The organism is Ruegeria sp. AD5, from assembly GCF_056542345.1.
On the sequence record NZ_JBQFZR010000003.1, the window covers coordinates 91,732 to 105,153 of the forward strand.

At 52.9% G+C, this 13,422-nt stretch carries 13 protein-coding genes and 1 pseudogene; 12 read left to right on the top strand and 2 right to left on the bottom strand.

Annotated features, from left to right (window positions below):
• Positions 1–14: 14 nt before the first annotated feature.
• The 3 genes and pseudogenes from gyrB to ACR0JG_RS16790 all read left to right on the top strand — a co-directional run bounded on the left by gyrB (position 15) and on the right by ACR0JG_RS16790 (position 4,081).
• Entirely contained in the window at positions 15–2,432 is a 2,418-nt protein-coding gene (gene gyrB / locus ACR0JG_RS16780) for a DNA topoisomerase (ATP-hydrolyzing) subunit B (RefSeq protein WP_170567543.1), read from the top strand.
• A 1-nt stretch (position 2,433) separates the two neighbouring features.
• Positions 2,434–2,946 (top strand): annotated as a pseudogene (locus ACR0JG_RS16785) (SLC13 family permease); the annotation flags it as partial.
• Positions 2,947–3,175: 229 nt separating this feature from the next.
• The gene (locus ACR0JG_RS16790; RefSeq protein ID WP_480571280.1) at positions 3,176–4,081 is read left to right on the top strand and encodes a haloalkane dehalogenase; all 906 of its coding nucleotides are present in this window, start codon (positions 3,176–3,178) and stop codon (positions 4,079–4,081) included.
• A 32-nt stretch (positions 4,082–4,113) separates the two neighbouring features.
• Here ACR0JG_RS16790 and ACR0JG_RS16795 read toward each other — a convergent pair whose 3' ends face one another.
• Complete coding sequence (locus ACR0JG_RS16795) at positions 4,114–5,106, bottom strand: LysR family transcriptional regulator (RefSeq protein WP_480571283.1); 993 nt, start codon at positions 5,104–5,106, stop codon at positions 4,114–4,116.
• Here ACR0JG_RS16795 and ACR0JG_RS16800 point away from each other — a divergent pair.
• From ACR0JG_RS16800 to ACR0JG_RS16835, 8 genes are all read left to right on the top strand, one after another.
• Entirely contained in the window at positions 5,106–5,396 is a 291-nt protein-coding gene (locus tag ACR0JG_RS16800) for a putative quinol monooxygenase (protein WP_480571286.1), read from the top strand. The two genes, ACR0JG_RS16795 and ACR0JG_RS16800, sit on opposite strands and share 1 nt — an antisense overlap.
• 26 nt (positions 5,397–5,422) lie before the next feature.
• Positions 5,423–6,436 (top strand): zinc-binding alcohol dehydrogenase family protein, encoded by a 1,014-nt coding sequence (locus ACR0JG_RS16805; RefSeq protein ID WP_480571289.1) that lies wholly within the window; start codon positions 5,423–5,425, stop codon positions 6,434–6,436.
• Positions 6,437–6,817, top strand: a complete 381-nt coding sequence (locus ACR0JG_RS16810) for a VOC family protein (protein ID WP_480571292.1) — start codon at positions 6,437–6,439, stop codon at positions 6,815–6,817.
• Positions 6,818–6,962: 145 nt separating this feature from the next.
• Positions 6,963–7,346 carry a nuclear transport factor 2 family protein gene (locus tag ACR0JG_RS16815; RefSeq protein WP_480571587.1) on the top strand — a complete coding sequence of 128 codons (384 nt, stop codon included), beginning with the start codon at positions 6,963–6,965 and terminating at the stop codon, positions 7,344–7,346.
• 136 nt (positions 7,347–7,482) lie between these two features.
• Complete coding sequence (locus ACR0JG_RS16820; RefSeq protein WP_480571295.1) at positions 7,483–7,986, top strand: aggregation factor core; 504 nt, start codon at positions 7,483–7,485, stop codon at positions 7,984–7,986.
• Positions 7,987–8,011: 25 nt separating this feature from the next.
• Positions 8,012–8,452, top strand: coding sequence for a TspO/MBR family protein (locus tag ACR0JG_RS16825; RefSeq protein ID WP_480571298.1), 441 nt, complete (start codon positions 8,012–8,014; stop codon positions 8,450–8,452).
• A 65-nt stretch (positions 8,453–8,517) separates the two neighbouring features.
• Complete coding sequence (locus tag ACR0JG_RS16830; RefSeq protein ID WP_480571301.1) at positions 8,518–9,018, top strand: CIA30 family protein; 501 nt, start codon at positions 8,518–8,520, stop codon at positions 9,016–9,018.
• Between the two features lie 210 nt (positions 9,019–9,228).
• The gene (locus tag ACR0JG_RS16835; protein ID WP_480571304.1) at positions 9,229–10,401 is read left to right on the top strand and encodes an adenylate/guanylate cyclase domain-containing protein; all 1,173 of its coding nucleotides are present in this window, start codon (positions 9,229–9,231) and stop codon (positions 10,399–10,401) included.
• Between the two features lie 351 nt (positions 10,402–10,752).
• Here the strand turns inward: ACR0JG_RS16835 and ACR0JG_RS16840 are convergent, their stop codons facing one another.
• Entirely contained in the window at positions 10,753–12,285 is a 1,533-nt protein-coding gene (locus ACR0JG_RS16840; RefSeq protein WP_480571307.1) for a phospholipase D family protein, read from the bottom strand.
• Between the two features lie 345 nt (positions 12,286–12,630).
• Here ACR0JG_RS16840 and ACR0JG_RS16845 point away from each other — a divergent pair, with 345 nt between their 5' ends.
• Entirely contained in the window at positions 12,631–13,389 is a 759-nt protein-coding gene (locus tag ACR0JG_RS16845; protein WP_480571310.1) for a hypothetical protein, read from the top strand.
• The last annotated feature ends 33 nt before the right edge of the window (positions 13,390–13,422 follow it).

Here is a 13,422-nt window from a genome sequence, read left to right on the forward strand (position 1 = left end):
TAGGTACTAACGGCATGTCCGAAGACGCACAGGCACCCCAAGAATACGGCGCTGATTCCATCAAAGTTCTCAAAGGCTTAGAGGCAGTTCGCAAACGTCCCGGTATGTATATCGGGGATACGGATGATGGTTCGGGTCTGCACCATATGGTGTACGAGGTTGTCGATAACGGAATTGACGAGGCACTGGCCGGTCATGCCGACCATGTGACTGTAAAAATTCACGCTGATTCCAGCGTTTCGGTCAGCGACAATGGACGTGGAATCCCGGTGGATATCCACCCCGAGGAAGGCGTTTCAGCGGCTGAAGTCATCATGACCCAACTGCACGCTGGCGGTAAGTTCGACAGCAACTCGTACAAGGTGTCAGGCGGTCTGCATGGAGTGGGCGTCTCGGTGGTGAATGCGCTATCCGATTGGCTGGAACTGCGCATTTGGCGGGCCGGCAAGGAACATGTGGCGCGTTTTGAGGGCGGTGAGACGGCGGAACATCTGAAAGTCGTCGGCGAGTGCGGCGATCGCACGGGAACCGAGGTACGATTTCTGGCTTCGACCAACACGTTCTCGAACCTCGAATACTCGTTTGAGACGCTGGAAAAGCGCTTGCGCGAGCTGGCCTTCCTGAACTCGGGCGTGCGGATCATCCTGATCGACGAGCGCCCTGCTGAGCGGCTGGAAACCGAGCTGTTCTACGAGGGCGGCGTCAAAGAGTTTGTCAAATATCTCGACCGGTCCAAGACCCCGGCGATGCCCGAGCCGATTTATATCAAGGGCGAGCGTGACGATATCGGCGTGGAAATCGCCATGTGGTGGAACGACAGTTATCATGAGACCGTGCTGCCCTTCACCAACAACATCCCGCAGCGCGATGGCGGCACCCATGTGGCTGGTTTCCGAGGTGCGCTGACCCGGACGATCAACAACTATGCGCAGTCCAGCGGGATCGCGAAGAAGGAAAAGGTCAGCTTTACCGGTGACGATGCACGCGAAGGACTGACCTGCGTGCTATCGGTGAAAGTGCCCGACCCGAAATTCTCTTCCCAGACCAAGGACAAGCTGGTCAGCTCTGAGGTGCGCCCAGCGGTCGAAGGTCTGATGAACGAGAAGCTGGCTGAATGGTTCGAAGAGAACCCGAATGAGGCTAAGGGGATTGTCGGTAAGATCATCGAGGCGGCTTTAGCGCGCGAGGCCGCCCGTAAAGCTCGCGAATTGACCCGCCGCAAGACTGCGATGGATGTGAACTATCTGGCTGGTAAGCTGAAGGATTGCTCTGAAAAAGATCCGTCCAAGACTGAAGTTTTCCTGGTCGAGGGGGACTCGGCTGGTGGTTCTGCCCAGACCGGTCGGGATCGGCTGACTCAGGCTGTTCTGCCTTTGCGTGGCAAAATCTTGAACGTGGAACGGGCGCGGTTTGACCGGATGTTGTCGAGCCAAGAGATCGGTAACCTCGTGATGGCGCTTGGCACCGGCATTGGCCGCGACGAATTCAACATCGAAAAACTGCGTTACCACAAAATCGTCATTATGACGGACGCAGATGTTGACGGCGCGCATATCCGCACCCTCTTGTTGACCTTCTTCTACCGGCAAATGCCAGAGTTGATCGAGGGCGGGTATCTCTACATCGCTCAACCACCACTATACAAGGTTTCTAGAGGTAAATCAGAGGTTTACTTGAAGGACCAGGCCGCGCTGGATGATTATTTGATCAATCAGGGCGTCGAAGGCGCAGTACTTAAATTAGGCTCGGGCGAGGAAATCATCGGCCAGGACCTGACCCGCATAGTGGATGAAGCGCGCCAGCTGAAGCGAGTGCTGGACGCCTTCCCAACGCATTATCCGCGCCATATTCTGGAGCAGGCTGCTGTAGCCGGTGCCTTCGTGCCCGGCGCTGTTGATGCCGATTTGCAGGGCGTGGCCGACAAGGTCGCGGCGCGCCTTGACCTGATTGCACTGGAATACGAACGCGGCTGGCAAGGCCGCATCACACAGGATCACGGCATCCGCCTCGCGCGCATCCTGCGCGGTGTGGAAGAAGTGCGCACACTGGACGGCCCCATGTTGCGCTCGGGTGAGGCCCGTAAAACCGGCAGTTTCACCCAAAGCCTGCAAGAGGTCTACAACACCCCCGCAACGTTGGTGCGTCGTGATCGGGGTCAAGTCATACACGGCCCGCTCGACCTGCTGCGCGCGATTCTGGAAGAAGGCGAAAAGGGCTTGTCGCTGCAACGCTACAAAGGTTTGGGAGAGATGAACCCCGATCAACTCTGGGAAACAACGCTGGACCCGGACGCGCGGACCCTGTTGCAGGTACGCGTGGATGATATGGTCGAGGCCGATGATCTGTTCACCAAACTCATGGGTGATGTGGTAGAGCCACGCCGTGAATTCATTCAAAAGAATGCTCTGAGCGTGGAGAATTTGGATTTTTGAGCGGTTGTCGTTGTGCCTATTAATTGGCGCTGTTGGCATGGTGTTGAGCAGGGTGCTCTCGATTGACGAAGCCTACGAGTCGATTAGTTGGAGTACAGTTTTTCTACTCGCTTCACTGATCCCGTTGGGCCAGGCAGTCCAGAACACCGGCACTGCGGATTGGATTGCCGCGCATGTGTTGGCCCTTCTGAAGGGGTGGCCGATCTGGTCGTTGCAAGCAGGAATAGCCGTTTTGGCAACGGCATTCACCCTGGTCATGTCCAACGTAGGTGCGACCGTCCTGCTGGTGCCGTTAGCGGTTTCTATTGCGGTATCGGCGGGTGGTAACCCGGCTGTATTTGCCCTCACAGTAGCAATTTCAACGTCCAACTCATTTTTGATCCCAACACACCAGGTGAACGCGTTGATCATGGGCCCAGCAGGCTACCGGGTGGTGGATTTCGTTCGCTCCGGTGGAATTATGACTCTCCTTTTCTTGGTTGTCTCAATGACCGGGCTTGCGGTTTTCTTCTGAGCCGCCTCTCGGCGATCCGTACAGAAGAACTCGCAATATAAGGTTTTTGAGACCAAATTTTTGGGCGCGGATTCAATACGTCTGCAAAAAGGGCCTCCTCCGCGAGGGACCGAAGTAATGTGTCCAACTCAACCAAACCTGAAGTCGGTATACGCTGGAACTGGACCGTTCTTGTTTTATCGATCACTGTTATTGGACCAAGACCGTCGGCATTTTTGGAGAGTTCACGATGAAGTTCCTTCGTACACCGGACCATCGGTTTGACGGGCTGCCAGATTTCAACTTTGGCCCGAACTATCTTGATGTGGATGACACCGAGGGAAGTCTTCTCCGACTGCATTATTTGGACGAGGGACCGGCTCATGCATCACTAGTATTGTTGATGCATGGAGAGCCAACCTGGTGCTTCCTTTACCGGCGCATGATTCCGTTATTCAAGGACGCTGGCCATCGAGTTCTGGCTCCTGATTTGATTGGGTTTGGAAGGTCGGATAAACCAACAGAGCGATCCGACTACACCTACCAACGCCATGTAGACTGGATGTCCGAGTGGTTGCGGAAGGTTGACCTGACGGGCATCACGTTGGTTTGCCAGGACTGGGGTGGACTAATAGGCTTGCGGTTGGTTGCGAGTATGCCCGAGCGGTTCTCGCGCGTAGTTGTGGCAAACACGGCCTTGCCCACCGGTGACGCACCCTTGGGTGATGCATTTCTTTCATGGCGGGAATACTCACAATCCGTACCCGCATTTAATTCGGGACGCATCGTATTCGGCGGCACGACATCTAAAATTTCAGAAGAAGAGGTCGCAGCCTACAACGCACCATTCCCGGATGCGCGCTATCTGGCAGGCGCTCGCGAGTTTCCAGTGTTGGTGCCCGACACACCTGATAATCCAGCTTCTGAAGCCAACCGAGCCGCATGGGAAACCCTCAAGACCCTCAACACCCCGTTTCTGACTGTTTTTGGAGAAGACGACAGGGTTATGGCGGGCGTAGACAAACTCTTCCAAAAGTCGGTCCCTGGGGCAGTTGGTCAAAATCATATCCTTGTGCCTAAAGCGGGGCATTTCATCCAAGAAGATGCTGGCACTGAGCTAGCACATGCGACTTTGAAATTCATTGAGCAGACATAGCAGCTATCAGATTAGTGTCTTCCCCTGCGGCCTCAACTCACACCAAATTTGCGACGCAAATGCTCAGCTAAGGCTGTTATGCGACGTGGTTGGGCCCGGCTCGGTGGAAACATCATTTGCAAAGGTTTCGGCGGTGGGAGGAAGTCGCGCAAGACAGCAACAAGTCTGCCAGATCGAACATCGTCGCCCACATCCAGCTCGGACTTCAATACGACCCCATGGCCTGCAATCGCCCAATCGCGGATGAGTGAACCATCATTGACTATTCGATTTCCCTTTACCGAAACGCGCTGGGCATTTGGTCCTGATCCAAACTCCCAAACGTTGTCGATCATGTCGCCAAACCTCATGACCAAGCAGTTGTGGTTTAATAGATCTTCTGGTTTTTCAGGCGTTCCAAATGAGGCCAAGTAACTTGGGGACGCACATACGAAACGTTGGTAGCTTCCCAGATTTCGCAACCTGAGCGAGCTGTCTGTGATGTTGCCGAAGCGAACGGCGAGGTCAAAACCCTGGCCTACGAGGTCGACATAACCGTCCGAGAGGGACAGTTCGATTGAGACGGCAGGGTTCTTTTCGGTGAATTCGGCAATAACCTCGGAAACAAAGCTCCGTCCCAAGTCAATAGGCGCGCTTATGCGAATTGGACCAGACAGAGTTTCGGCGACGTGCCGAACAAGTGTGTCCAGGTCCGCAACCTCACTGAGAACGTTTCTTGCTCCATCAGCGAGTGTCCGACCTTCTTCGGTCAAGCTGATAGAACGGGTGGTACGGTTGAACAAAACCACACCGTAATGTGCCTCCAGAGCCGCGAGCCGCTCGGACACTGTCGTGCTCGACATCCCTGTCTCGCGCGCCGCGGCCACAAGACTGCCTTTCTCGGCTATGGTCAGAAACAAGCGAAGATTGTCTAAAAGCATTAAACGGAATTTCCGGATTATATGTTCGATCTTGCCCTGTTTATCCCGAAGGAACTGCGGCGTAAATCTTGCGCATCGCTCAATAACACAAGGGATCTGTTCCAATGGCCAAGCTGACAATCGTCGCCAACATCAAAGCCAACGCTGACAAAATTGACCTCGTAAAGGCCGAGCTGATCAAGCTCATCGACATAACCCGAGCCGAAGAGGGTTGCATCGACTATGACCTGCACCAGGACAACGACAACCCGGCTCATTTCGTGTTCTACGAAAATTGGGAAAGCCGAGAGCTTTGGCAAACCCACATGGGTGCTCAGCACCTTGCGGCTTACCTGGAAGCAACAGAAGGCGCCGTTGCAGAATTCACGCTAAATGAGATGACAGTCATCGGTTGATAAAGAACCGGACAAAGGAGCACGTTATGAAAGCCGTGGGATACCTTAAGACAGGATCGATTGATCGGCCGGACGCCTTAATCGACTTCGAGGCCGACAAACCGACGCCAAAGGGACACGACTTGTTGGTCAAGGTGCAGGCCGTGTCAGTAAATCCAGTCGATACGAAAACTCGTCAAAAACGTGCTCCTGCAGGTCCAGCACCCGATATTCTAGGGTGGGACGCAGTAGGGACCGTCGAAGCCGTTGGCGAAAAAGTTACGGCCTTCAATGTTGGAGACACTGTTTGGTATGCCGGGGCGATCAATCGGCCTGGAACCAATGCCGAGTTTCATCTGGTAGATGAACGTATTGTCGGAGCCGCGCCAAAATCCATACCAGCGACAGCGGCTGCGGCGATGCCGCTTACGACGCTAACTGCTTATGAGATGCTGTTCGACCGCTTGCGAGTCCAGGATGCCGTCCCCGGCGGAACCAGTACATTGCTGATTATAGGCGGCGCAGGCGGTGTCGGGTCAATCACCATTCAATTGGCACGGGCCCTCACTGATTTGACAGTGATAGCGACGGCGTCCCGACCCGAGACACAAGACTGGGTTCGAGAGCTTGGGGCACACCATGTCATCAATCATTCGGAACCTTTTGGCTCACAACTCGAGGCGCTAGGGATCGAAAGCGTGGATTTCATCTATTCAACAAACCAGTCCCAGCTTTATGCTTCCCAAGCTGGAGAGGTGATGACACCTCAAGGTCGCTTTGGGTTGATCGATGATCCTGAAACCTTCGACATCGCGCCGTTCAAACCCAAATCGATCTCATTGCATTGGGAGTTCATGTACACTCGGTCGCTTTTTGGGACTGGAGATATGAATCGTCAAAGCGAAATCCTGAGTCGGGTCGCCGCGTTGATAGACGATGGAAAGATAAGATCCACAGCGACCGATACACTTGGTACAATCAATGCCTCAAACTTAATGAAAGCGCATGCTATCCTCGAAAGCGGCAAGGCCAAAGGAAAGCTTGTGCTTGAGGGTTTTTAGATGAGAATTGAGCGGCTGGATCATGTGAATATAGTGACGACTAGGTTGCCTGAGATGGTTACTTGGTATGAAAATGTCCTGGGTTTGAAACCCGGGGCCCGGCCCGATTTTCCGTTTCCCGGAGCATGGTTGTATGCGGGTAATCACGCCGTGGTTCATCTTGTGGGTCACGAAGGAACACCTAACGTTGGCTCTGAAGTGAGGCTCAAGCTCGAGCATTTTGCGCTCTCAGCCACGGGGTTGAGCGCATTCGAAGAAAAACTGATCTCGAGTCAGATCCAGTATCGCAAAACTGAAGTCCCTGGGGCTGGAATGGTGCAAGTCCATGTGGCCGATCCTGATGGAAATCACATTCACATAGACTTTGAAGAAACCGAATAAGTGGCAAACCCGCGAAATAGTCGCAACGCAAAATCAAGCCGGTAACTTCTTGCCGATTAGGGAATGAGGTCCTTGCCGGGTTGCTTCCAAGACTTGCGTGGGACAACATTTTTTGGGCGGTGCAAACGTCGATTTGGAGATCAGTATGCCGGACATCAAAACTAACAAGAAAAACGTCATCGCTTTCTACGAAATGATGTTCAACGAGTGTCGACCTGCCGAGGCCATAGATATCTTTGTTGGGGAAACCTATACGCAGCACAACCCGCATGTTGGCGACGGCAAGCAAGCTTTTGTCGAATATTTCGAGCGCATGGCCGCCGAATACCCGGGAAAGCGTGTGGACATCAAACGTGCGTTTGCTGAAGGCGATCACGTTATTCTGCATTGCCATCAAATCTGGCCTGATGGTTTCGAGTACGCAGGGATCGATATTTTTCGCCTGGATGTCGATGGGAAGGTTGTCGAGCACTGGGACGTTCTTCAGGAGGTTCCGGCAAACAGCGAGAATGAAAACGGCATGTTTTGACTTAATCGTTCTGAATGCGGTGCATGGAACTGCGAAAGGTCCTGTCGGCTGAACCACGGTAGTCAAAAGGCATAAGTCTGATCCAAGAGATCCGCCAAAGCGTATCTTCCAAGAACCCTTTAGCAAGGAGATAAATATGCTCCCGACCAGCATTCTTGCGGCGACCCTTGGATTATTCGTAGCCACTTCGCTTCAAGCCGGAGTTCAAATTCGCTTCATAGAAGGCGCACCCAAAGACCGTTTTGTTCTGACAAATGTAGGAACGTGCGAAGTAGAAACCTCGACCGTTAAAATTGACTTGTCGCAATCTGCTGGACGTCTGATTTTCGACGTTACCGAAAAAGGCGCGGGTGTAGAGGTATTCCAACCGCTCGAATTCGTTGAGGGTGCGGATGTACTGCGTCAATTTCCTTCGGTCGTGGACGGGCAGAATACAATTGAACTTGAGATCGTTTCCCTCGCAGCCGGGGACAAATTAGCCTTTACCATCGATGTGGACGACACGATCGGGCAACGCGAAATCACCGTAACGGAGTCGGAGATCGAAGGCGCCACGGTGTCATATACCGACGCGGATGAGACCAGTACTGCGACCTTCTCTTCCGAAGCGCTTGTCAACGTGACGACCAAGGGCTGCTGAAAGCTATCCCACAATGTCGAATTGGATGGTCCGCATAGCATTTCTTGCGCTCGTGTTGGGAGGCGGCATCCTGATCGGGATATTGACCGCGCCTGGCGATTGGTATGCGCAGCTTTCTAAACCTGCTTTCAATCCACCAAATTGGATATTTGGCCCGGTCTGGACGGTGCTTTATGTCTTGATCGCCATGGCGGGTTGGCGTCAGTTTGAAACAGACCAAAGCTCGACGCCCATGAAGCTGTGGTGGGCGCAGATGGGTCTGAACTTTTTGTGGTCCCCAACCTTTTTCGTAATGCAACTACCGTGGATTGCCTTTGTGATCATTGTCGCGTTGCTGATTGTGATCGTCATGTTCATCGCTCTGGTCAGGAGCTCGGATCAGGTTTCCGCACTAGCCTTCCTGCCGTACTTTGCATGGGTCGCATTTGCCACTGTCTTGAACCTTTCTATTGCAATACTGAACTGAGAAAAAACGATATGCGTGGAAACTTCGCTGGGCTTGCTTCAGGTCTTGTTATCATCGGATCTACAATGGCACAGGCTGATGAAAATCTTGCAGAAGACTTCTCCAAGTCTCCGGAGACGAGTTGGGACTACGTTGCCGACACCGTCATGGGAGGAGTTTCTTCAGGACAGGTGCAGTTTCGTTCGGAACGTGATGTTGCGTTCGCCCGGTTGACCGGAACCGTCAGCACAAAAAACAACGGCGGCTTTATCCAGTTCCGACGCAAGTTGTCTGATCGACCAGATGAGGGTGTATCGGGCGTCAGGCTGTTGGTACGGGGGAATGGCGAGCAATACTTCGTCCACCTCAGGACACGTGGCACGGTGCTTCCATGGCAATACTATCAGGCCGCGTTCGCAACTTCTGACAACTGGACCGAAGTCTGGTTACCTCTCTCAGGCTTCAAGGCTTCAGGTGCCATGTTGCGCGCTATTCCCGTTGCTGACGAAATCACCTCAGTTGGAGTTGTAGCCTACGGGAGAGATCACGAGGCCCGCGTAAATGTCAGCGAGATTGGTTTCTATTGAAGGTTTCCCAAGAGAGGGCTGCAATCTTCAAATAGGTCTGTTTGGAACCGCGCGGGATCTAAATTTACAAACCATCTTCCCGATGGAATACATTCCGTTGATGCCCGAGCATCAATTTGGACAGGTCTGATCAGGCTGCTCAACAACAGCAACCGACATTGCCAATCCAATTGTCTTTGCTCATCGTTTCCAAGCGACTAAATTGGGTCCATGGAAGAAGTCACTCGACTGACCGAATGGATGATTACAGAAGGTCGTCGCTCCGGTGATCCTGTAAGGGTGGTGTCACAGTTTTGTTCCTCCTTGATCGAAGCCGGAGTGCCGCTATGGCGGGCAAACATTGGCCAGCGCTTTGCCAACCCATTGCTTATTGCCTGGGGGGTAGTTTGGACGCCTGAAGGCACCGACAGCTACGACGTCACGCATGAGACGATGTTGACAGATGGTTATGTCGGGAGTTCATTCGAGTATATTCTTGCGAACAGAAAGCCACTTCACAAAAGTCTACGGCGACTGGACTCGGAAACAGAGCATTCATCCTATCTTGAATTTGCAGAGCAGGGTGGCACCGACTACTACGCTACTTTGCTCTATTACGGCGATGGATCGCTGCATGGATGTACGTTCGTTACTCAGGCAAAGGATGGATTCTCGCCCGAACATCTTTGGCTGATTGAAGCGGCCTTACCGGCCCTTTCTTCCGCGTTGGAACCTGTCACGATGCGAAAATCGTCTAAAGGTCTGCTTCGAACTTATTTAGGAGATGGACCTTCCGAGGCCGTCTGGAGCGGCAATATAAAGCGCGGAGAGCGAACAACTTTGGATGCCGTGGTGATGTTCTCTGATCTGCGAGGCTTTACAGCACTTTCCGAGACCTCTCCGGAAGAAGATATCTTCGACACGCTTAGCGACTATTTTGATCTGGTGGTTAAAGCCGTAGAGGACAACGGTGGAGACGTCCTCAAGTTCATGGGCGATGGCATCCTGTCGATCTTTACTATTGAAGCGCAAAAAGACCATGCCGACCGCTGCAGAATGGCGGCTCTTGCAGCGCAGAGTGTGCTGAGTGGTTTGAACGATCTCAACACCAGACGAGACGGGTTTCAAAAACCGCCTTTGGATGTTGGTATTGGAATTAACGTCGGGCAGGTCAGCTATGGTAATATCGGCAGCCCCGGCAGGCTTGATTTCACAGTTCTGGGCGGGGCGGTGAACGTTGCAAGCCGAATTGAAGGTTTAACAAAAGCAATTGGTCGGAGGGTGTTGGCGACGTCAGCCGTTGCAAGTGCTGCTCCGAGCATGTTCGTTAGCTGTGGGGATCACGAAATACGTGGCCTTGCGCAGCCCATTGAATTGTTCTTTCTCACTGAAGATGCACAATAATCAGCTATAGTTATTCAAAACAATCTACCTTCGGCATCTTACGACATTAGATGATCGCTAGAAATGAAACACAAAGCGCAAAAATCCACTAAGGCGCGGCAAGCTGAACCTAACTGTTCGAGTAACCGGAAAACGGGACTTGCCCGTTAACGTTCAGCTTCCCAGGAATGATAAACATGTCCATTGACTTTGGTAGCAGGCATTATCCCGCCAGCAGTTGATAAAATGAATATCTAGTCTGTGTTAAGAACTGGATATTGGGAAATATCTGCGACTGATGACCTATTTCTTTTTTGCTGCCATCTTCGCAGGCGCCGGTGACGGCCAAGCGATCAAGTAGTTTGCAGAAACCTAAAGCTGGGACCCAATTGGTAAAATACTTAATAGCCCGGCAACTATGTGATCCCAGGCCGATCCTGTCGGCTCGAATTGGTACTCAAGAATGGTGCCATCATTGGCTCTTGTCGTCCATTTAAGCTGGCCAGCTTGCTCGAGCGTCACGTTATATGTATATGCGGGTAGTGCGTCGTCCAAGGCTCCCATCGTCTGCGCAGTCAATGCTGGCGAGTCAATCAGAATTCCCATCTCGGTGTTGATGTTGACAGATCGCGGATCCCAGTTGAATGAACCCACGAACAAGTACTGGTCATCAATTGCAAATGCCTTGGAGTGCAGGCCTGACCTGGATTGAGCCCAGTTAATACCGCGGCGTTGGACTTGATAAGCGTCGGGTCGCAGCTCGTAGAGTTCTACTCCACCGCGTAGCAGTGCTCGGCGTTTCTTGGCGTAGTGTGCGTAAACGGGTGCGACGTCGTTAGATGCAAGTGAATTGGTTACAACCTTTACGTCGACCCCACGGTTCTCGAGTTCGGTCAGCCATTTTACACCGTTGTTGCGTGGCACGAAGTAGGCGGACACGATGTTCACTTCACTGCTGGCATTCTCAAAGTACGGAAGCAATTGAGATGCAAGAACGGGACCTGAGTTCTCGAGGCCCGCGGCCTTTGAAGGCGGATCAGCATAAAGTTTCGCTGGCAGCCAATCCAGTAACAGGGCGCCATCCGCGAAGTTCTCTTTTGCCGACTTTCTGAGCGCTGCGCCGTACGGCGTTTGTTTCGCTTCCTCGACGAGTTCATTCAACCTGCTGCGCGCATCGCTCAGGTCAAATTCTTCGGGTTCTCCGACAACCACGCGAGCCGGAACAGCGAATTCGCTGTTCCAGTAAGCGTCAAAGCTACGTGACACTTCGCGTACAACTGGGCCTGCGGCCAGCACATCCAGATCAGCATAGTTCATTTCTTCCCGCGCCAAAAAATACTCGGCACCGATGTTTCTCCCACCCACAATCGTGAACACGTTGTCTGCTGTCATGGACTTGTTGTGCATTCTGCGATTGATGCGTTTGAAATCAGTCAGACCCGCGATCAAAAGGCTCTGATCTCGCCAGAACGGGTTGAATAGCCTTATTTCAATGTTTTTGTGATTGTCCAACGCAGCGGTCATCGCGTCGTAGCCCGACGTATCCATATCATCCAACAACAGCCTGACACGAACACCCCGATCCGCCGCTTGCAATAGGCTGGCAGCGAACAGGTGACCGGTTGGGTCGTCGTGCAGAAGATAGTATTGCGCGTCTATCGTTCGCTCGGCCGCAGTGGCCAACAACAGCCGTGATACGAGCGCTTCTTCTCCATCACTGATCAGCTTGATGCCTGACCGACCGTCTTTAGGATCCCCAAGGCGATTGCCCGCCTGACCCAGAGCCGTGCTGGAATTTGCCGGTAGCGCAGCTGATACCGTCTTTTCATACGTGCGGGTTTTCGGAGCGCAAGCGACAAGAAACAGCGCGCAATAAACACTAATCACGAACTTCCACAGCGCCATTGGCTTTCTCCAACCCTATGCCCTAGGTGACTACGCCCGAGCGCGCGATTGCAAGTTTGTTCTATGAAGCCTGAGGTTGTTTTGTTCGCTAGTGTTGATTTCGTAACTCTCACAAGCGCCATGTTGTTGGTTTGCGATTTCGACACACCCCTAGATCCAACGGACTATGGCAGAACCCAGATGCGTCGAACCACACCGCTCGTAACCAGTTTCCGTGTTATAAGTCTCTGATCAGGTAAAATGATGCTCTCTGATTTTGGAAGTTTAGGTGCTCTTAGCATTGACGTGTTACGATTCCGCCCCACAGTTTTGACGCAGATTTTCGGAGCATGCAGAGTGTTTGTGATGACCACCGCCTTATTGATTTTTGCTGTGTCGACCCCGGCCACGGCATTGCAGCTTCGCGAAACAGGGCGTTATGAACTTAATCAGCCCGCAAGTCTTGACTACGATCCGACCTTTTGTGGGTTGTGGATTGCGAACGAGGGGCCCGAGGCAATTCTCGTTACATTGCAAGGTGATGAATTGCGCCGTATATCCAGCGATCTCTTTCGGATCAAAGCAATTGCTGTTGAAGGGGATCACTTGTTGCTGGGCGATGGTCTCGGCAGTCTTCAACGTGTCACCAAGGACGGATCACGCCTGGGAGCACCCTTCGAATTGGAGGGTGGTTTCGCGGATACGGAAGGAATTGCGATCAACGCCAAGGGACAGATCGTGACCGTAGAGGATGACCCCGAACGGTTGTCGTGGTTCACTTCAGAGGGTGCTTTGACGGCGAGGTTGGATACCATGAAGCTCTCTCCTCCCTTGAGTGAGGCGCAGGGCATCGCGATTGATCCGCGTACCGGCCACATGTTGATTGTTGATGACTGGGAAGGGTCAAACAGCCTGTATGAGTTCACGGCAGATGGCCGACTTCTCGCCCAGCAAAGTTTGTTAGAATTCGGAACCGATCCAGAAGGCATCGCCATTAGGCCGGGATCCAACCAACTGTTCGTGGCATTCGACGGTGGCGCGAAGATTGTGACATTTGACTACATACCCACTTTGCCTGAAGGATCGCCGCCGCTCCCGCCGGGCGCGGATTGCATGATGTTCTGAAAATTTGGTTGCTTGCTTCGGCTGGCGCAGGTT